Origin of the sequence: Methylobacterium sp. SyP6R (assembly GCF_019216885.1) — a bacterium.
GTDB lineage: Bacteria > Pseudomonadota > Alphaproteobacteria > Rhizobiales > Beijerinckiaceae > Methylobacterium.
Genome location: NZ_JAAQRC020000001.1, coordinates 3,561,974 through 3,581,567 on the forward strand (window position 1 = coordinate 3,561,974; position 19,594 = coordinate 3,581,567).

A 19,594-nucleotide genomic window follows, 5' to 3' on the forward strand; every position below is an offset into this window, starting at 1 on the left:
GCATGACCTTTCACGATCCCGCCCCCGCCCGCACGGCCCGCCTCTGGCGACCGCGCCGGGTCGTCGTTACTGCCGCGGCGCGGGAGTACGCCCACGGGCGTGCGATCATGGCGCGGGCGGAATCCCTTGGCCTTCCCGTCGAGGCCTTGCCCGGCAACCGCCTCACGGGCCTGCGCCACCCGGACCCGCGCCGGGCCTATATCGAGGCGAAGAACACCCTCGCGGTGGTCGTCGCGCCGCCGACCAAGCTGAAGCTGCAGCCGATCCCGCCGAGCGCCGACTGGCGCGTCGACCTCGCCGAGGGCTGCCCGGCCCATTGCCAGTACTGCTACCTCGCCGGCTCGCTCTCGGGGCCGCCCGTGACCCGGGTCTACGCCAACCTGCCCGAGATCCTGGACAATCTCGCAGGTTATCTCGGCCAGGGCGGCGTCACCTCGGTGAATGCCCAGCGCGCGCACGAGGGCACCTCCTTCGAGGCATCGTGCTACACCGATCCCCTCGGGATCGAGCACCTGACCGGCTCGCTCTCCGCGGCGATCCGGCATTTCGGCGCCTGGGACGCGCCGGTCAGCTTACGCACCACCACCAAGTTCGCCGCGGTCGCGCCGCTCCTCGGTCTGGAGCATCGCCGCCGCACGCGGCTGCGCTTCTCGGTCAACGCCGCGGCCGCCGTCCGCTACGAGGGCGGCACCGCCCCGTTGCGCGAACGCCTCGCCGCGATGGGGGCGGTCGCCCGTGCCGGCTACCCGGTCGGGCTCACGGTCGCGCCGATCCTACCCGTGCCGGACTGGCGCGAGGCCTATGCCGACCTGTTCGCGCAGGCGGCGGAAGCGCTCGACGGTGTCCAGGATCTCGATCTCACCGCGGAACTCATCACCCACCGCTTCACCCCCGGCTCGAAGGCGGTGCTGGAGGGCTGGTACCCGGGTTCCGACCTGCCGATGCGGGAGGACGAGCGCAGCCGCAAGCTCACCAAGTTCGGCTCGGTGAAATACGTGTTGCCGGCCGAGCTGATGCGGGAGATGCGGGCGCGGCTTACGCGGGACCTGGCGGAGCGGCTGCCGGCGGCCAAGCTGCTCTACTGGACCTGAATCGTCACTCCTCCGGCTCGAACACCATCGCCGCCCCGTTCATGCAGTAGCGCAGGCCCGTCGGGGCCGGGCCGTCGTCGAAGACGTGGCCGAGATGGCCCTGGCAGCGGGCGCAATGCACCTCGGTACGGGTCATGAAAAATGAGCGGTCGGTCTGCGTTTCCACCGCGCCGTCCAGTGGCGCATGGAAGCTCGGCCAGCCGGAGCCGGACTCGTACTTGGTGCTCGATTCGAAAAGCGGCTGGCCGCAGCCGGCGCAGGCGAAGGTGCCGGCGCGCTTTTCGTGGTTGAGCGGGCTGGTGCCAGGCCGTTCGGTGCCGTGCTCGCGCAGCACGCGGTATTGCTCGGGTGTCAGGGTCCGGCGCCACTCCGCTTCGGTGCGGGTCTCGGCGGTGCCGGTCTCGTTGGCGGCCATCGGGGCCTCTCCTCGTCACGTCCGTGATGGGCGAGGCCCCAAGATAATGGCGGACGCCGCATCCCGCGAGATGGTGCGGCGCACGGGCCCTTACGCCGGCGCACCGACGGTATCGGCCATCCGGGCGCGACGGGTGCCCATCGGCTCCTCCGGCCCGACGGTGGTGTCGCGGGCGGTCTGGTGCTCCAGCTCGGCATTGATCTCGCCGCCGAGCAGTACGATCGTGGACGAGATCCAGATCCAGGTCATGAAGCCGATCGCGGCGCCGAGCGAGCCGTAGGTCTCGTTGTAGCTGCCGAAATGCGCGACGTACCAGGAGAAGCCGATCGAGGCGATGAGCCAGACCACGCCGGCGGTGAGGCTGCCCGGCGTGACCCAGCGCCAGCGCGGCAGGTCGCGGCTCGGGCCGTAGCGGTAGAGCAGCGCCAGAGCGAAGAGCATGACGGCCAGCAGCGCCGGCCAGCGAAGGAGCGCGATGTACCAGGCCGTCGGGCTGATCCGGATCCCGAAATAGCCGATGAAATTCAGCGCCACCGGCAGCACCACGATGCAGCCGAGCGCCACGATGACGAAGACCAGGGCCCCGAAGGTGAAGGTGAGCGAGCGCAGGTTGAGCTGGATGAAGCTGCGCTTCTCCTGCTCCTCGTAGACGATGTTGAGCGCATCGAACATCGCCTTCATGCCGGCATTGGCGCTCCACAGCGAGATCGCGAGCGTGGTGAAGAAGGTGATGCCGAGGGTGGTGCCGCCCTTGGCGGTGATGCGCTTGACCTGGTCGGCGATGATTTCGAGCGCGCCGGAGGGCAGCACGCCCTGGAGCAGCGAGAGGTGATCGTTGATGGTGCTCGGATCGGTGAACAGACCGTAGAGCGACACGAGCGCCGCCACCGCCGGGAAGATCGCCAGCAGGGTGTAGAAGGTCACGCCGGCCGCCACCGACAGGACCCGGTCCTTCTGGAATTCGAGATAGACGCGATAGAGCACGTCCTTCCAGCCCTTGGCCGGGATCTCCGTCGGCGTCTCGGCCTTGCGGCCGCGATCGATTTCGGTGTCGGCGACCCACTGGGCCGGACGGCCGGAATACGACTTGGCGCCGCCGCCGAGATGCCGCGTCGGGTCCGGCGCCGCATCCTGCACGCCGTCCGGCCGCCGCGCCGTGACGAGGCGGACGAGCGCGAGGCCGAGGAAGACGGTCCACAGGGTCGAGGTCACGCCGGACGGGGCGGAACCGGAGCGGGGTTCGGGCGGCATCACGGCACCGGAAGCAGGAGGAACCTGTCGCCCACAAGCGTGGGCGCTCGGGATCACAACGTGGGTTCCCGAGGGTCGTTCCGTGTCAAGGAAAGCGCCGCAAGGTCAAGGGTTTGACCCAGGTCAGGATCACGCCGCCGCGCTGCCGCCCGGCAGGCTTCGGATCAGCTCGGCGAAGCGGTCGCCCTGCACCAGCACGTGGGCACGCAGCCGCTCGCCGGCGAGCGCCTCGTCCCCGGCCAGGATCGCCGCGACCGCGCCTTCATGTTCGGCGAGCGACTGCCGCAGGCGGTTGCGGGCGCGCAGCTGGATGCGCCGGAACGGTGCCAGGCGGCGGCTCAAGCCGACGGCCTGCTCGCACAGGAAGCCGTTGCGCGAGGCCCGGTAGATCACCGCGTGGAACACCGCGTTCTCGGCGTAATAGGCTGCCATCTCGCCCGCTTCCGCCGCGGCCCGGCAGGCATCGAGCGCGGCGGTGAGCTCGCGCTGGTGCTCGTCGGTGAGCCGTCGGGCGGCGAGGCGACCGCACGCCGCCTCCAGCTCCGCCATGGTCTCGAACATCTCGATCAGCCGCGCCGGCTCCGGGATGCTCACCACCGCACCGCGCCGCGGCTTGATCTCGATCAGGCCGGTGACGGCCAGTTGCAGCAGGGCCTCGCGGATCGGCGTGCGCGAGACCCCGAACCGGGCGGCGAGTTGGACCTCGTCGAGCCTGTCGCCGGGGCGCAGGACCCCGTCCACGATCTCGTCCTCGATCGTCTGCCGCAGCCGCTGGGCGTGACTCATCTGGGCGTGGCTCATGTGCGATCCCGCCTTCCACCTTCGGAGAGTATGCACTGCGGTTGACAAAATATACAAGATCGGCGTCTTCTGAGTGCAGAATTCGGCAGGGTTCAACCTGACCGCGCGTCACACCGAAACGCACCATCCGGAGCCGATGGGCTCCCCAGAGGAATCGCCATGGCCGTCACCCGCCGCTCCCTCGTCGTCGCAGGTCTCGCCGCCCCCGCCCTGATCGGCCTCGGGCGGGCTGCGCAGGCCGCCACGGTGCTGAAGCTGTCGCACCAGTTCCCGGGCGGGACGATCGACGAAGGCGATTTTCGCGACCGGATGTGCCGCAAGTTCGCCGCCGCCGTGAAGGAGCGCTCGAAGGGGGCGCTGGAGGTTCAGGTCTATCCCGGCTCGTCGCTGATGAAGACGAACGCCCAGTTCAGCGCCATGCGAAAAGGCGCGCTCGACATGAGCCTCTACCCGCTGCCTTACGCGGGCGGCGAGGTGCCGGAGACCAATATCGGGCTGATGCCGGCTTTGGTGACCTCCTATCCGCAGGCGATGGCGTGGAAGACGGCGCCGGTCGGCCGCAAGCTCACCGAGATCCTCCAGGCGAAGAACATCGTGCTGGTCTCCTGGGTCTGGCAGGCCGGCGGCGTGGCGAGCCGCGACCGCGCGCTGGTGCGGCCGGAGGATGCCAAGGGCCTGAAGGTCCGCGGCGGCTCGCGCGAGATGGATCTGATGATGAAGGCGGCGGGCGCCGCGACGCTGAGCCTGCCCTCGAACGAATCCTACGCGGCGATGCAGACCGGCGCCTGCGACGCGGTCATCACCTCGTCCACCAGCCTGATCTCGTTCCGGCTGGAGGAATTGTCGAAATCCCTCACCTCGGGCCGCGGCCGGTCCTACTGGTTCATGCTCGAGCCGATCATGATGTCGAAGGCGATCTTCGACGGCCTGCCCAAGGACCAGCGCGACCTGATCATGGCGGTCGGCGCCGAGCTCGAATCCTTCGGCCAGGAGGGTGCACAGGCCGACGACACCCGGGTCGAGCAGATCTTCGGGAAGGCCGGCGCCAAGGTCGAGAGCCTCGACGAGGCGACGCTGAACCGCTGGCGCGACATCGCTCGCGACTCGGCCTGGAAGGACTATGCCGCCAAGTCGTCCTCCTGCGCCGAGATGCTGAAGCTCGCGGAGGCGGTCGCGTGAGCCACGCCTTCGACGCGGCCTCCGCCGGGCCTGAGCCGGAGCGCGCGGCGGCGCGGCCCCGCCTGCCCGGACCGCTCGCGGCGATCGAGGCCGCGATGGGCGGCCTCAACCGGCTGATCCTGCTGATGGGCGGCGTCGCCCTCGTCGCCGCCTGCCTGGTGCTGAGCTACAGCGTCGTCATCCGCTACGTCCTCAAGGTCCCGACCGAGTGGCAGGACGAGACGGCGGTGTTCCTCATCGTCGGCGCCACCTTCCTGTCGGCGGCCGGCGTCCAGGCCCGGCGCGGCCACGTCGCCATCGAGGCGCTGACCGGCCTCCTGTCGCCGCGGGCGAACCGCCTGCGCCTGCTCTTTGCCGACATCGTCAGCCTCGGCTTCGTCGCCTTCTTCGCCTGGAAGAGCTGGACGCTGCTGCACGAGGCCTGGGTCGACGGCCAGATCTCGCAATCGACCTGGGGCCCACCGCTCTGGATTCCCTATTCGCTGATGGCGGTCGGCATGACGCTGCTCGCCCTGCAATTCCTGCTCCAGATTGCGGAAAGCCTCGCCCGCGGCCCGGAGGCCGCCGGCTTCGCCGACCCGAAGATCGGCCTCGGCGCCGACCTCAAGAGCCCGCCGAAAGGACCCGCCCGATGAGCACCGCGATCATCGGCACGCTCTATGCGGGCGCGACCCTCGGCGCCATGCTCGCCGGCATCCCGATCGCCTTCGCGCTCGGCGCCGTGGCGCTCGTCTTCATGTTGGCCTTCATGCCCGGCGCCTCCCTCGATACGGTGGCGCAGAACGTCTACGAGGAGATGGCCTCGATCACGCTGCTGTCGATCCCGCTCTTCATCCTGAAGGGCGCGGCGATCGGCCGGTCGAAGGCGGGCCAGGATCTCTACTCGGCGATGCATGCCTGGATGCACAAGATCCCGGGGGGCTTGGGCATCGCCAACGTCTTTGCCTGCGCGCTGTTTGCCGCCATGGCGGGATCGAGCCCGGCGACCTGCTCGGCGATCGGCTCGGCCGGCATCCCGGAGATGCGCCGGCGCGGCTATTCCGGGGGGTTCGCCGCCGGCATCATCGCGGCGGGCGGGACGCTGGGCATCCTCCTGCCGCCGTCCATCACCATGATCCTCTACGCGGTGGCGGCCGAGCAGTCGCTCGGGCGGCTCTTCCTCGCCGGCATCGGCCCGGGGCTTCTCCTGGTGCTGCTCTTTGCCGCCTACGCCGCCTGGCGCTTCCGGCGCGAATTCGCCATGGCGCGGGCGGCCTACGTCACCGGTGGCCCCGAGCACCCGATCCTGGCGGAAGACCGCTACTCGATGGCCGAGCGCTTCTCGACCCTGCCGCGGGTGCTGCCCTTCGTGGTTTTGCTCACCGGGGTGATGGTGGCGCTCTACGGCGGCTACGCCACGCCGTCCGAGACGGCGGGCTTAGGGGGCCTCCTGGCGCTGGCGCTCATCGCGGCGATCTACGGCGTCTGGCGGGCCCGGGACGTGAGCCCGATTCTGATCGCGACCTTGCGCGAATCGACCATGCTAATGCTGATCATCGGCATGTCGCTGCTCTACGCCTACGTGATGAGCTACCTCCACATCTCGCAGGCAGCCGCCGCCGCGATCGTGGCGATGCATCTCTCGCCCTGGCTCCTGCTGCTGACGATCCTGCTCCTGGTCGTGGGCCTCGGCTTCTTCCTGCCGCCGGTCTCGATCATCCTGATGACCGCGCCGATCATCCTGCCGCCCTTACGGGAAGCAGGGTTCGACCTGGTCTGGTTCGGCGTCGTCATGACGATCACCATGGAGATGGGGCTGATCCACCCGCCGGTCGGCCTCAACATCTTCGTCATCAAGAACATCGCCCCGGACATCCCGCTCTCCGACATCATCTGGGGCACCCTGCCCTTCGTGATCCTGATGGGGATCGCGATCCTTCTCCTCTGCCTCGCCCCCGGGATCGCCCTGTGGCTGCCGGATCTGCTCTTGCCCTCGACCAAGTAGAGGCATCACCATGGCCCGGACGGCCTCCGACCGCGACGCGCGACGGCGCCGCCCTTCCCTCTCCGCTGCCGCAGCGGAGCCCTATCTACCGAAGGCCGGCACCCTCCCCGATCCGCGGGGGCGGTCCGGTCATGAGCAGAGCGACAGTGAGCAAGGCCCCATGGCGGCGATCTCGTTCCTCGGCGACCTTCTCCAGAGCATCTCGGACCGGGGCCGCGGGCTGATCGCCTTCGGCCGCGACGACCCCGCCAAGGCGAGCGTCGCCGAGGTGGTCAAGCTCTGCGAGGACCTGATCTCGCGGCGCGGCGAGGCCTCGGGGGTCGCGCTCGCCCGCATCATCCTCGACCGCTACGAGAGCTTCGCCTGCTCCGACCGTCACGACTTCCTGCGCCGCGTCGCCCTCGAGTTCGGGGCCGACCACGCGGCGGTGGAGAGCGCCATCGCGGCCTACGGAAAGGCGCCGTCCCGCGCCGCCCTCGGCCGGCTGCACGAGGCCGCCGAGCCGCGCTCGCAGGAGCTGATCCGCCGCCTCAACCTCGCCCGCGACGGCACGATCGCCCTGGTGCGGATGCGCGAGGACCTGTTCGGCTTGCGCGACGCCGCACGGAAGGCCGACAAGCCGGACCCCGCGCTGGCGGAAGCGGTCGACAGCCTCGATTCCGATTTCGAGCATCTGTTCGCCTCGTGGTTCAACCGCGGCTTCCTGGTCCTGCGCCGGATCGACTGGACCACGCCGGCCCATATCCTGGAGAAGATCATCCGCTATGAGGCGGTGCACGCGATCTCGGGGTGGGACGACCTGCGCCGGCGGATCGAGCCGCCGGACCGGCGCTGCTTCGCCTTCTTCCACCCCGCGCTCCTCGACGAGCCGCTGATCTTCGTCGAGGTGGCGCTGACCACCGGCATCGCCGCGGCGATCGCCCCGATCCTCGCCCATGAGCGCCAGCACACCGCCACCCGCGAGGCGACGACCGCGATCTTCTACTCGATCTCGAACTGCCAGAAGGGCCTGGCCGGCATCACCTTCGGCAACTTCCTGATCAAACAGGTGGTGGAGGACCTGTGCCGCGAGATGCCGGCGCTGAAGACCTTCGTGACCCTGTCGCCGGTGCCGACCTTCCGCACCTGGCTCGACCGCGAGCGCCGCTCCGACGCGCCGCAGGGGCTGACCCGCGAGGATGTCGAGACCCTGCGCGCCCTCGACCAGCCCGACTGGCACGCCGACAAGGCCAAGGCCGACGCGGTGAAGAAGGCCCTGCTGCCGGCCGCCGCCTATTACTTCCTGCGCGCGAAGACCGCCCGCGGCAAGCCGATCGATCCGGTGGCCAGGTTCCATCTCGGCAACGGCGCGAGGCTGGAGCGGCTGAACTTCCTGGGCGACGTCTCGCCCAAGGGCCTGTCGCAGGGCTACGGCCTGATGGTGAACTACCTCTACGACCTCGCGGCGATCGAGAAGAACCACGAGACCTACGCCAATCTCGGCACCGTCTCGGCCTCGCTCACGGTCAACCGCGAATTGCGCCAGAACCTGCCACCGGCCCGCGCGGTGGCTTTGGCGGAGGCGTGAGCAGTTTTCTCCTCTCCCCGCGGGCGGGGAGAGGGCTGTGTCACCGTGCAGGTGACACAGCGAGGCGGCAGCCGAGGGTGAGGGGGAGGTACCGGATGTGGCTCCTCCGGAAACACCCCCTCACCCTCGCCCTTCGGGCTTGCTGCGCTTCCTGAACGGAAGCACAGCCCTCTCCCCGCCCGCGGGGAGAGGAGAGGCCCGCGTTCTTCGAGTAGACGGCATGGCCGCTCATCTCGCCGACGACTGAAGAGTCTCCCATGTCCAACCACTTCTTCGACATCGTCCGCTCCCGCCTCCCCGCCGATCCGGCGGGCAAGACCTTCCTCGAGACCCCCGAGGGCCTGCACTGGAGCTACGCGGATCTCGTCGCCGAATCCGGCCGCTACGCCGCGGCGCTCGTCGGCCTCGGCGTCGCGCCCGGCGACCGGGTGGCGGTGCAGGTCGAAAAGAGCCCGGCGGTGATCGCGCTCTATCTCGGCTGCGTGCGGGCGGGCGCGGTCTTCCTGCCGTTGAACACCGGCTACACGCCCTCCGAGATCGCCTATTTCCTCGGCGATGCCGAGCCCGCCCTGTTCGTCTGCGATCCGGGTAAGCGCGATGCCCTCAACGTCGTGGCGGAGCAGGCCGGCGTCGCCCAGGTCGGCACCCTCGACGCCAGGGGCGAAGGCACGATGGCGGCCGAGGCCGCAGGTCAGACCGGCGACTTCGCCGACGTACCCCGCGCCTCGGACGACTTAGCTGCGATCCTCTACACCTCGGGCACCACCGGGCGCTCGAAGGGCGCCATGCTGACCCACGACAACCTGTCGTCGAACGCGCTGACGCTCGTCGACTACTGGCGCTTCACGCCGGACGACGTGCTGATCCACGCGCTGCCGGTGTTCCACACCCACGGCCTGTTCGTCGCCACCAACACGGTGCTGATGTCGGGCGCCGCGATGGTCTTCCTGCCCAAGCTCGACCCGCCGCTGATCCTGTCGCTGATGGAGCGGGCGACGGCGCTGATGGGCGTGCCGACCTTCTACACCCGCCTCCTCAAGGAGCCGGGCCTGACCCGCGAGGCGGCGGCCCGCATGCGCCTGTTCGTGTCCGGCTCGGCGCCCTTGCTCGCCGAGACCCATCGGGAGTGGCAGGAGCGGACCGGCCACGCGATCCTTGAGCGCTACGGCATGACCGAGACCAACATGAGCACCTCGAACCCCTATGACGGCGACCGGGTCGCCGGCACGGTCGGGTTCCCGCTGCCGGGCGTGTCGCTGCGGGTGGTCGATCCGGAAACCGGCCGGGCGATGGAAGCGGACCAGGTCGGGATGATCGAGGTGCGCGGCCCCAACGTGTTCAAGGGCTACTGGCGCATGCCGGAGAAGACCGCCGCCGAGTTCAAGGCCGACGGCTTCTTCATCACCGGCGATCTCGGCAAGGTCGACGAGCGCGGCTACGTCCACATCGTCGGCCGCGGCAAGGACCTGATCATCACCGGCGGCTTCAACGTCTACCCGAAGGAGGTCGAGACCGAGATCGACGGGCTGCCCGGCGTGCTCGAATCGGCGGTGATCGGGGTGCCGCATCCGGATTTCGGCGAGGGCGTCACCGCCGTGGTGGTGCCGCGCGGCGCGGACGCGCCGAGCGAGGCGGCCATCCTCTCGGCCCTCGAAGGAAGGCTCGCCAAGTTCAAGCTGCCCAAGCGCGTGATCGTCGCCGACGAACTGCCCCGCAACACGATGGGCAAGGTTCAGAAGAACCTGCTGCGCGAGACGCACAAGGGGTTGTACGAGGGCTGAGACCAGCAAGCAAGATTCACTATTATTCCCCCGCTCGCGACCTCATCCTGAGGTGTTAGTCGATCTTCGATCGCTCGGCACCTCAGGATGAGGTTCAGGGTGGGAGGGGCAAGGGAATCAGGCAAACAAGCCTGTGACGGCAAGAGCCGACATCCGGAGATCCGCCATGACCGTCCGCTTCGCCCTGGTCGACGTGTTCCACGACGGCGCCTTCACCGGCAATCCGCTCGCGGTGGTGAGCGGCGGCGATCTCGACACCGCGACGATGCAGGCGATGACCCGCTGGTTCAACCTGTCGGAGACGGCGTTCCTGCTGCCGCCGACCGATCCGGGCGCCGATTACCAGGTCCGCATCTTCACCCTCGCGCACGAATTGCCCTTCGCCGGCCCGACGCTCGGCGCCTGCCATGCCTGGCTCGCCCTCGGCGGCCGGCCGCGCCAGGACGGGCGCATCGTCCAGCAATGCGGCGCCGGCCTGGTGCCGATCCGGCAGGACCGGGACCGTCTCGCCTTCGCGGCGCCGAGGCTGCTCCGCGAGGGGCCGGTGGACGAGGCGACGATGCGGGACATCCTGGCGGTGCTGCGCCTCGACCGTGAGCAGATCGTCGAGGCGCGCTGGGCCGATAACGGCCCGGGCTGGGTCGGGGTGATGCTCGCTTCCGCCGAGGAGGTCCTGGCGGTGGAACCGGTCCGCCATTACGAGGGCCGGATCGATATCGGCCTCGTCGGCGCCCATCCTCCCGGGGCGGAGGCCGCCTGGGAGATCCGCACCCTGTTCAGCGACGGCACCGGCGCGCTCGTCGAGGATCCGGTGACCGGCAGCTTCAACGCGGCGGTGGCAGGCTGGCTGCGCGAGACCGGCCGGGCCGCCGGTCCCTACATCGCCGCCCAAGGGACGAAGCTCGGTCGGCGCGGCCGGATCTTCGTCGATTACGACGGCGCCGACTGGATCGGCGGCCGCACCCTCACGGTGGCGGAGGGCACGCTCCCGGGCGCCGCCTGACCGAGCCTCCGGTCAAGCCGCCTTCACGCCGGACAGGAACTGTGCGATCGACTGGGTCAGGGCCGAGGTGTGGCGACCGAGGTCCTGGGCGATGTGCAGCATCGCAGTGGCGGCCTCGCCGGTCGCCCCCACGTCCTTGCGGACGTCGCTGATGTTCCCGGAGACCGACCGCGATCCGGTCGCCGCCTGCTGGACGCTCTGGGCGATCTCGCCGGTCGCCGCGCCCTGCTCGCGCATCGCCTCCATCATGCCGAGCGCGGTGTCGCGCAGCTGCGTGATCGTCGTGCCGATCTCGCCGATCGCCGAGACGGCACTGCCGGTGGCCTGGCGGATCTCCGCCACCTGTGCCCCGATCTCGTCCGTCGCCCGGCCCGTCTGGCCCGCGAGGGCCTTCACCTCCGCAGCGACCACCGCAAAGCCCCTGCCGGCTTCACCGGCACGGGCCGCCTCGATCGTCGCGTTGAGCGCCAGGAGGTTGGTCTGGCTGGCGAGCGAGTTGATCATGCCGACGACCGCGCCGATCTTGTCGGCCGCCTGCGACAAGGCGTGAACTAGGGTGTCGGTCTGGCTCGCCTTCTCGGCGGCGGTCGCCGCGAGGTGCGAGGTATGGGAGGCCTGCTGCGAGAGCTCGCGGATCGTCGCCGCCAGCTCCTCCGTCGCCGCCGCCACGGCGTCGACATGGGTCGAGGTCTCCTCGGCCGATCCCGCCACGTCGGCGGAGCGCCGGTTGTTCCGATCCGCCACCGACGCGACCTCCCCGGCGGAGGCCTGCAAGCGGGACGCGCTCGTCGAGAGGGTGTGGATCACCGTATCGGTGTTGTCGCCGAACGCCTTGATCAACCCGTCGATCAGGGCCGCGCGCCGCTTGCTCTGTTCCGCCGCCTCCACCGCCACATGGATGTCGACCAGGGAGCCGCAGGCACGCACCGGCTTGCCGGCCGGGTCGTGGACGACGCCTCCCGTCGCGCGGAACCAGCGATAGCCGCCGTCGCGGCATTTCAGGCGATAGGTGACGTCGTAGGCCCCCTTGTTGGCCACGTTGAGCAGGGCCGCCCCGAAAGCCGCGAAGGTCGGATCGACATCGTCCGGATGGAGCAGGTCGCTCCACGACTGCATCACGTCCGGGAAATCGTCCGTCGACGCATAGCCCAGCAGCCGGCGGAACTCCTGCGACCAGGTCCAGCGGCTCTTTTGATGCGCCGCGTCGCCCTGGTGCAGGATGGCATCCCAGAGACCGACCCCCGCATGGTGCCCGAGAACATGCATCAGTTCGTCGTTGCTGGACTGGCGCTTGAACATGTAATGTCTTTCTGGTTCTGAAATTTTTTTCCCATTGAAAGATAAATAAAAACTTAATTTATTGCTATTGTGCGATGCAACCGCGCGCTTTATTGGATCGTCCGGCCGCGTCGACCGGCGCATATCTGAAGTTGTCCAACGTCAAAAAGCTCTCTCTGCGTGCAGCAAGCGCCGCGACTGCCGGCCGGCGGTCAATTCGCATAGGTGAACACGCCGTCGCGCCAGACGTAGAGCACGTAGCCCGGCGCCGTGACGTCGCCCTTCTGGTCGAAGCCGACATTGCCGAGCACCAGGTTGAAGCGCTCGGAATGCAGCGTCTCGGCGATCGCCTTCGGGTCGGTGGACTTGGCGAAGTTGCCGGCTTCGACCAGGGCCTGGAGCGCGGCGTAGCCGTAGAGGGTGAAGCCGGCGGGATCGATCCCCTCGGCCTGAAGCGCCTTCACGGCGGCGGCGGCTTCGGGCTTGCGGCGCAGGTCGGGGTTGAAGGTCATCAGCACACCGTCGCTCGCCGCGCCGGCCAGCGCCCCGAATTCCTTGGTGGCGATGCCGGAGGTGCCGAACCATTGCGGGCGGTAGCCGGCTTCCGCCGCCTTGCGCACAAGCTTGCCCATCTCCTGGTAGTGGCCGCCGTAATAGACCACCTCGATCCCCGCACCCTGCAGGCGCTTGACGAGGCCTGCGTCGTCGGTCTGCCCGGGGACGATCGGCGCGAACAGGGTCTCGTTCTGGCCGATCTTGTTGAGATTGGCCTTGGTCGATTCTGCGAGGTTCCGCGACAGCGGCGTGTCGTCATAGAGGATCGCGATCTTCTTGTCGCGGAACCGCTCGGCCAGGATCGTCGCCGAGAGCCGGCCCTGGTCGTCCTCGCGGCCCGAGACCCGGAAGATGGTCGGCAAGCCGCGATCGGTCAGGCGCGCGGCGTTGGAGGCCGGACTGATCATCACGGCGCCGGCCGCCGCGTAGACGTCGGAGGCGGCGAGCGAGGCGCTGGAGCAGACATGGCCGATCACCAGCCGCACGCCGGCGCGCACGAAGCGCTCGGCCACCGCCATCGCCTGGCCGGGCTCGCAGGCATCGTCCTGCACGTCGAGCACGATCGGCTCGCCGGCGATGCCGCCGCGGGCATTGGCGTCCCGGATCGCGGCCTGCACGCCCTGGAGCACCTGCTCGCCGATGCCCGCCACCGCGCCGGTGCGCGGGACCGCGACCCCGATGGTCACGTCGGCGCGGGCGGAGGCCGCCCCGCACAGGAGCGCTCCGATCGCCAGCCACAGGGCGGCGAATGCCCTGGTGCGCGTCATCCCCGGCGCTCCCGCATGGTTCAGAACCACTCCGTCCTCCGGCCTCGATCCTTGCGGCCGCTTAGCACGGCCGTCACCCTTCTGTCCGTACGGACCCGCGAGGGCGCCCGCTCTATCGGGCGCGAGCCCGCAGGGGCGCAAGGGGGCCGCGGCGCGTCAGGATGCCCGGCTGAGCATAGCACGGACGCCCCGGCTGGAACGCCCATCCGACCCCGGATATTGACGGAATCATGACCGGCCAAGGTCTGACGGCCGCTTCGGCGTGGCCCAACGGGGGACGAGGACGATGATGCAAGGCGACGGGATCCGGGTCGCGGTGCTCGACGATTACCAGGGCGTGGCCGCGAGGCTCGCCGATTGGGGCAGCCTCGGCCCGGAGGTCGCGGTGGATTTCTTACCGGAGCCGGTGCCGCGAGCGGAGGCGGCGTCGCGTCTCGCGCCCTACGCCGTGCTGTGCCTGATGCGCGAGCGCATGCCCCTCGATGCCGAACTGATCGCGGCCCTGCCCGGCTTGCGGCTCGTCGTGTTCACCGGCGGGCGCAATCCCTCGGTCGACACCGCGGCCTTGCAGGCCCGCGGCATCACGGTGTGCAACACCCGCAACGGTGAGGGCGGCATCGCCACCGCCGAACTGGCTATCGCACTGATGCTGGCCTGCGTGCGCCACCTCCCGCGGGAATTTGCCAACATCGCGGGTGGGCGCTGGCAGGAGACCCTGGGCGAGGGGCTGGAGGGGCGCACTCTCGGGCTCGTCGGCCTCGGCCGCATCGGCGCCCGGGTGGCGGCGGTCGGCCGGGCGCTCGGCATGCGGGTGACGGCCTGGAGCCCGAATCTCACGCCGGAGCGGGCCGAGGCCGGCGGTGCGGCACTGGCGACCCGCGAGGAATTGTTCGCGGAGAGCGACGTCGTCAGCCTGCACATGGTGCTGGCGCCTTCGACCCGCGGCATCGTCGGGCAAGCCGAGATCGCCCGGATGCGCCAGGGCGCGATCCTGATCAACACCTCCCGCGGCCCGCTCGTCGACGAGGCGGCGCTGATCGCGGCCCTGGGCGAGGGCCGCATCCGGGCGGGACTCGACGTGTTCGACCGCGAACCCCTGCCCGTCGATCACCCCTTGCGCGGCGTGCCGAATGCGATTCTGACGCCGCATCTCGGCTACGTCACCGAGAGCACCTTCCGAATGTTCTACGAGGACACCGTCGAGGCCATTGCGGCCTGGCGCCGGGGCGCGCCGGTGCGGGTCGTGACGGTCTGATGCGAAGGGGCGGGCGCCTGACGCCCGCCCCTTCGCCCTTACCTCACGCCGGCATAGACCGAGGCGCCGGCCGAGACCGGGGCGGTGATGGTCGAGAACACGCTCAGCACCTTCTGCACCTCGGTGAAGGGGGCGTTCGAGACGTAGACGAGGTCGCGGTTGCGCATCCGGAAGGCCTGGGAGACGAACAGGCTGTTGGGATCGCGCATGTTGATCCGGTAGACCACCGGCACGAAGTTCGAGGACAGGAGCGGGCTGTTCGGCCGCAGGCGGCGCACCACCGAGGCCGGCTCGAACCGGAACAGGAACACGCCGGCCGGATCGGCCTGCACGTCCGAGAGGCCGCGCGCCTTGGCGAGCGCCTGGGCCAGCGTGATGCCTTCCGCCGCGAACGGGATCTCGGATTGCGTGCCGAGCGCCCCGACCGCCAGGAAGGTCTGGGGGTCGCGCACCAGGGTGAGGGTATCGCCCGGGCGCAAAAAGATGTTTTCGCGCGGGTTGGAGACGACCGCGGTGAGCGGCACCGTCGCGGTTGTCGAGCCGCGCGAGAGACGCACGAAGGTCTCGGAGACCGGGGCACGCACGCCGCCGGCTCCCGCCACCACGTCGAGCAGCCGGTCGCCCTTGGTCGAGAGCGGCACCCGGGCGCCCGCCGTCACCTCGCCGGTCACCGTGACGGCGGTGCTGGTCGGCTGCACCACGGTGACGATCACCTGCGGCTCGATCGCCTTGCCGGCGAGTTCCTGCTCGATCTGGGTCTGCACGTCCTGGACGCGCTTGCCCGCCACCTGGATGCGGCCCGCATACGGCACCGTGATGGCGCCGTCGCGGGTCACGACCTGGGGCGGGATGGTGGCCGATTTCGAGCCGGAGGAGAACCGGTCGACCGACAGGGAGCCGGAGAACAGGCCGCCGGTGCTGGCCTCGTAGATGGTGACCGCCACGGTGTCGCCGACGCCGATCACCGGCTCGACGGAGGGGCGGCGGTCGCCGAAGGAGGCGAGCAGGCTGTCGAGGGGGCGGCCGCGCAGGGCCTCGACCACCGCGGCGTTGACGTCGATGATCTCGTAGCGGGCGAGCAGGCCCTGGTCGGTCGCCACGTCGGCGCCCGACGCGACCGCGCTGGCCGTCGGGCCGGCCGCCGGCAGGAAGTTGGAGCAGCCCGAGACCGCGAGCGCGGTGCAGAGGGCGATCGGGAGTGCGCGCATCGGCGAGAGTGCTCGTCCTTACCTTGAGAGTGGTCCGTAGCCGAGTCGAGCGGCCCTGTCCGTGGCCCTCGTGTCACACTGCCCTCGGGAGCCCTCCCCCGGCGGCGCCTTCCCCGCTAGACACAGGGCCGGGAGACCGGCGCGGGGCCTTTCGTGGTGTGGAAGCACGACAAGGGTTACCAAATTGCGGCGGTCGGGACGGCGCGACACGGATGACAGGGCAGCGATGACCACACAGATCGGCTTCACGCCGCCGGAGGCGGCGCCACAGGGCAGCGAGCCCGTGCGGCGGCGCCACGTCGTCTACCTGCCGGGCTACGACCCTGATTCGACCAAGCGCTACCGGGCGCTGTTCGTCCGGGAGCTCTCCCGCTACGCCAAGCGCTTCGACCTCGGCTCGAAGGCGGTCACCCGGGCCGAGACCCGGCCCGACGGCCTGGTGCAGACCTGGACCGTCACGGCCGGCCAGCCCGGTGGCGAGACCCGCACCACCTACGACGTGCTGCTCTGGGACGACCTCGTGCGGGCGGATTTCCGCAGGCCCCTGCTCGTCTCGATGGCGCTCCTTACCGCCGGCATCCTGCACACCTTCGCGACCGGCAAGCTCGTCCGGCTCTACCGGCTGAACTGGAAATACGGCAACATCATCCTCTACCCGTTCGGCATGACGCTGATCCTGGCCGCCCTGGCGGGCCTGCTCGGCACCGGCGTCGCGCATCTCCTCGCCGGCTGGCTGCCGGGTCTCGCCGCAGGCGCCATCGGGCTGATCGCCGCCATCGGCCTCGTGCTCGCCGCCATCCCGCTCCTCGACCGCATCTTCCTGCGCCAGCTCATCAACGACTGGGTGTTCAACTGGCAGCACAGCATCGGCCGGCGCCGGGATTACGAGGCCCGCCTGGAGCTGTTCGCGGACCACGTCTCACGCGTCTACGAGGCGGGCGGGGTGGACGAGGTGCTGATCGTAGGCCATTCCTCCGGCGCGCTCACCGCCGTGGAGGTCGCCGCCCGGGTGCTGGAGCGCGGTGCCCCGGAGGGGCCGCGCCTCTCGCTCCTCACCCTCGGATCCGGGCTGCCCCTCGTGGCGGTCCATCGACGGGCGGAGCAGCCGCGGGCCGACGTGATGCGGCTCGTCGGCAGCGACCGGCTGGTCTGGGTCGATTACCAGGCGCCCCAGGACTGGATGAACTTTCCCGGCTTCAACCCCGCCCGCGACCTCGACGAGAGGCCTGAAGGCGCCGTGCGCAACCCGCTGATCCGCTCGACGAAGTTCCGCGAGATCATCGTGCCGGAAGTGTATCGGCGAATCTCGTTCCGGCCGTTCCGGATGCACTTCCAGTTCCTGATGGCCAACGACCTGCCCGGCGAATACGACTTCTTCGCCCTGACGCTGGGGCCGCAACCCTTACGCGACCGGGTGATGAACCCCCGGATCGTCCCCTTGCGGCCCGAGGCCGCCCCCGAGCCGGTGCCGGTGCACCGGGAGATCTGAGGAGGCCGGCTCCATGTCCATTTCCCTCGTGGTCACCGATGTCGACGGTACCCTCGTCACCGGCGACAAGCGGCTGACGGAGCGCACGATCCGCGCCGTCGAGGCCCTGCGCGCCCGCGGCATCGCCTTCACGGTGGCGTCGAGCCGCCCGCCGATCGGCCTGCGCCCGCTGGTCGATGCCCTCGCGCTCACCCTGCCGATGGGCGCCTTCAACGGCTCGACGGTGGTGCGGCCCGACCTCTCCCCCATCGACGAGACCCTGATCCCGGAGGCGGCGGCGCGAACGGCCGCCGCGCGCTTCGTCCAGGAAGGAATCGACCTCTGGGTCTTCGCGGAGGGGGCGTGGCTCGTGGCCGATCCGGACGGCCCCTACACGGATTTGGAGCGCCGCACCCTCCAGGCCGATCCCCGCGTCGTCGACGACCTCGCGCCGCATCTCGCCCGCGCGGCGAAGCTCGTCGGCGTCTCCCGCGACCACGCTCACCTCGCCGCCCTCGAACCGCGTCTGGCCGACGAGATCGGCGACGGCGCGGCGGTCCACCGCTCGCAGGCCTACTACCTCGACGTCACCCCGCCGCACGTCGACAAGGGCCACTTCGTGGCGCGCATCGCCGGGGAGCTGGGCATCCCGCTCGAGCGCGTGGCGGTGCTCGGCGACATGGCGAACGATACCGCGATGTTCGCCCGCGCCGGCCTGTCGATCGCGATGGGCAATGCCAGCGACGCGGTGAAGCGGGCGGCGACCCAGGTGACGGGGACGAACGAGGCGGAAGGGTTTGCGGAGGCGATCGAGCTTTACATCCTCAAGTAGTGTCGAACGCGTGATCGGCTCGAGGGTTCGAGGGCGTGGTTGCAACCTGGAGCTATCTCGGTGCGGCAACGCTCCTCGTGCACGTCTCCGTCATCGGCGACGGACCTCGAATTCCTCCGCATCATGCATGACCGAGCAACTGACGGCGAGCGCCTCGACCGTCGTCTCAACTCCCTCGAAGCCGTGTCCCCGTGCGAGGTGCGCGCATTGGTCCATGGCACTCACAACCGTGCTACCCGGAATGTCGAGCGCGAAGGTCGTTCCGCGCACGAACCATCGTCTGAATTCCGCCATCTTGGAACTGAAGCCGTAACCAGCGCTCCCAGAGACCACTAGAGGACGATCATCTACACACTCAATGGTATAGTGGAAAGATTGGCGACCACGCCTGACCGTGATGATGGGGCCGGTCCGAAGCGCATAGGCGTCACCGACCTCGTCTGCGAGGTGGCGGCCTGCCTCGTCGCATGCGTCGGCGAGGGCCGGTGTAGCTGCGAGGACGAGCAGGAGGCACAGGAATTTCATCGTCTGTCGCCTCTCAGCAGAAGGGAACCTGTTTCACTGATCGGACGATGACGCAGGGGAGCCCGCGGGCGACCGAAGCTGGCCGACAGGGCGAGTCCCGCTCCGATGACCAGCATGGTTCGCTTCGGCCGTATCGCCCCTGTCAGCGCAGCCCGACGTGATAGTGAACCTGTTTCGCATTCCCCAGGGGATCGACGATCTCGATGGTGAACTGGTCGTCATCGCCGGCGCCGGGCGGTGCGCTGTAGATGAGCCGCGTCGCCGGGACCTTGCGCTTGTTGCAGGTCGAACGCGGGTTCATCGGGGGAAATGCAGGATATTCGGCCCCCTGCTCGACCATGACACGGCCCTTGCCGGGCGGATCGATCAAATTGACGGTCCAAGGGCCGACCGAGCGGCAGGTCGGGTCGACGGACAGGAACCATCCGATCTTCTGGGTCTGACCCGGCCTGACAACCTTCTCGACGGTCGGCACGGGCTGCGGCCAAGCGAAGGAACGCGTCGGCAGCAAGCCGAGGAGAGCGGCGCCTAAGACGATCTTGAGATCGCGCATGGATCATATCTCGCGTGGGGATCGCGGCCGCAGTCGTTTACGGAACAGAAAAACCTGAAAGGCGTCGTTCGCCTGTCGATC

General features: G+C 69.5%; 18 protein-coding genes. 10 read left to right on the top strand and 8 right to left on the bottom strand.

Annotated features, from left to right (window positions below):
* The first annotated feature begins 2 nt into the window (after window positions 1-2).
* Complete coding sequence (locus tag HBB12_RS16490) at window positions 3-1,091, top strand: SPL family radical SAM protein (RefSeq protein WP_236990336.1); 1,089 nt, start codon at window positions 3-5, stop codon at window positions 1,089-1,091.
* A gap of 4 nt (window positions 1,092-1,095) precedes the next feature.
* Here the strand turns inward: HBB12_RS16490 and msrB are convergent, their stop codons facing one another.
* The 3 genes from msrB to HBB12_RS16505 all read right to left on the bottom strand — a co-directional run bounded on the left by msrB (window position 1,096) and on the right by HBB12_RS16505 (window position 3,543).
* Window positions 1,096-1,506: a peptide-methionine (R)-S-oxide reductase MsrB gene (msrB, locus tag HBB12_RS16495; protein WP_236990337.1), complete on the bottom strand. Its 411-nt coding sequence runs from the start codon at window positions 1,504-1,506 to the stop codon at window positions 1,096-1,098.
* A 90-nt stretch (window positions 1,507-1,596) separates the two neighbouring features.
* The gene (locus HBB12_RS16500; RefSeq protein ID WP_236990338.1) at window positions 1,597-2,757 is read right to left on the bottom strand and encodes a YihY/virulence factor BrkB family protein; all 1,161 of its coding nucleotides are present in this window, start codon (window positions 2,755-2,757) and stop codon (window positions 1,597-1,599) included.
* Window positions 2,758-2,886: 129 nt separating this feature from the next.
* Window positions 2,887-3,543: a GntR family transcriptional regulator gene (locus HBB12_RS16505; RefSeq protein ID WP_236992803.1), complete on the bottom strand. Its 657-nt coding sequence runs from the start codon at window positions 3,541-3,543 to the stop codon at window positions 2,887-2,889.
* 174 nt (window positions 3,544-3,717) lie between these two features.
* Here HBB12_RS16505 and dctP point away from each other — a divergent pair, with 174 nt between their 5' ends.
* The 6 genes from dctP to HBB12_RS16535 all read left to right on the top strand — a co-directional run bounded on the left by dctP (window position 3,718) and on the right by HBB12_RS16535 (window position 11,072).
* Window positions 3,718-4,737, top strand: coding sequence for a TRAP transporter substrate-binding protein DctP (gene dctP / locus HBB12_RS16510; protein WP_236990339.1), 1,020 nt, complete (start codon window positions 3,718-3,720; stop codon window positions 4,735-4,737).
* Window positions 4,734-5,372, top strand: a complete 639-nt coding sequence (locus HBB12_RS16515) for a TRAP transporter small permease (protein ID WP_236990340.1) — start codon at window positions 4,734-4,736, stop codon at window positions 5,370-5,372. Before dctP ends, HBB12_RS16515 begins: the two co-directional genes overlap by 4 nt.
* A complete protein-coding gene (locus tag HBB12_RS16520) occupies window positions 5,369-6,721 on the top strand; it encodes a TRAP transporter large permease (RefSeq protein ID WP_236990341.1) in 1,353 nt (450 codons plus the stop codon). Before HBB12_RS16515 ends, HBB12_RS16520 begins: the two co-directional genes overlap by 4 nt.
* 160 nt (window positions 6,722-6,881) lie before the next feature.
* On the top strand, window positions 6,882-8,288 hold the full coding sequence (locus HBB12_RS16525) for a malonyl-CoA decarboxylase (protein WP_236990342.1): 1,407 nt from the start codon (window positions 6,882-6,884) through the stop codon (window positions 8,286-8,288).
* A 257-nt stretch (window positions 8,289-8,545) separates the two neighbouring features.
* Entirely contained in the window at window positions 8,546-10,069 is a 1,524-nt protein-coding gene (locus tag HBB12_RS16530; protein ID WP_236990343.1) for a malonate--CoA ligase, read from the top strand.
* Between the two features lie 166 nt (window positions 10,070-10,235).
* The gene (locus tag HBB12_RS16535; RefSeq protein ID WP_236990344.1) at window positions 10,236-11,072 is read left to right on the top strand and encodes a PhzF family protein; all 837 of its coding nucleotides are present in this window, start codon (window positions 10,236-10,238) and stop codon (window positions 11,070-11,072) included.
* Between the two features lie 12 nt (window positions 11,073-11,084).
* On the opposite strand, the gene HBB12_RS16540 is transcribed toward HBB12_RS16535, so the two are convergent.
* The gene (locus tag HBB12_RS16540) at window positions 11,085-12,371 is read right to left on the bottom strand and encodes a methyl-accepting chemotaxis protein (protein WP_236990345.1); all 1,287 of its coding nucleotides are present in this window, start codon (window positions 12,369-12,371) and stop codon (window positions 11,085-11,087) included.
* Between the two features lie 191 nt (window positions 12,372-12,562).
* On the bottom strand, window positions 12,563-13,672 hold the full coding sequence (locus HBB12_RS16545) for a branched-chain amino acid ABC transporter substrate-binding protein (protein ID WP_236990346.1): 1,110 nt from the start codon (window positions 13,670-13,672) through the stop codon (window positions 12,563-12,565).
* A 286-nt stretch (window positions 13,673-13,958) separates the two neighbouring features.
* Between HBB12_RS16545 and HBB12_RS16550 the strand changes: the two genes are divergently transcribed.
* Window positions 13,959-14,927 carry a D-2-hydroxyacid dehydrogenase family protein gene (locus HBB12_RS16550; RefSeq protein ID WP_236990347.1) on the top strand — a complete coding sequence of 323 codons (969 nt, stop codon included), beginning with the start codon at window positions 13,959-13,961 and terminating at the stop codon, window positions 14,925-14,927.
* A gap of 38 nt (window positions 14,928-14,965) precedes the next feature.
* Here HBB12_RS16550 and HBB12_RS16555 read toward each other — a convergent pair whose 3' ends face one another.
* Window positions 14,966-16,135, bottom strand: coding sequence for a polysaccharide biosynthesis/export family protein (locus HBB12_RS16555; protein WP_236990348.1), 1,170 nt, complete (start codon window positions 16,133-16,135; stop codon window positions 14,966-14,968).
* A 226-nt stretch (window positions 16,136-16,361) separates the two neighbouring features.
* On the opposite strand from HBB12_RS16555, the gene HBB12_RS16560 reads away from it, so the two are divergent.
* Together HBB12_RS16560 and HBB12_RS16565 are read left to right on the top strand one after the other, a co-directional pair.
* The gene (locus HBB12_RS16560; RefSeq protein WP_236990349.1) at window positions 16,362-17,624 is read left to right on the top strand and encodes a lipase family protein; all 1,263 of its coding nucleotides are present in this window, start codon (window positions 16,362-16,364) and stop codon (window positions 17,622-17,624) included.
* 13 nt (window positions 17,625-17,637) lie between these two features.
* Window positions 17,638-18,435 (top strand): Cof-type HAD-IIB family hydrolase, encoded by a 798-nt coding sequence (locus HBB12_RS16565; protein WP_236990350.1) that lies wholly within the window; start codon window positions 17,638-17,640, stop codon window positions 18,433-18,435.
* Between the two features lie 90 nt (window positions 18,436-18,525).
* Here the strand turns inward: HBB12_RS16565 and HBB12_RS16570 are convergent, their stop codons facing one another.
* Both HBB12_RS16570 and HBB12_RS16575 read right to left on the bottom strand, forming a co-directional pair.
* Entirely contained in the window at window positions 18,526-18,960 is a 435-nt protein-coding gene (locus HBB12_RS16570) for a hypothetical protein (RefSeq protein ID WP_236990351.1), read from the bottom strand.
* Between the two features lie 142 nt (window positions 18,961-19,102).
* Window positions 19,103-19,513, bottom strand: a complete 411-nt coding sequence (locus HBB12_RS16575; RefSeq protein ID WP_236990352.1) for a hypothetical protein — start codon at window positions 19,511-19,513, stop codon at window positions 19,103-19,105.
* Between the last annotated feature and the right edge of the window lie 81 nt (window positions 19,514-19,594).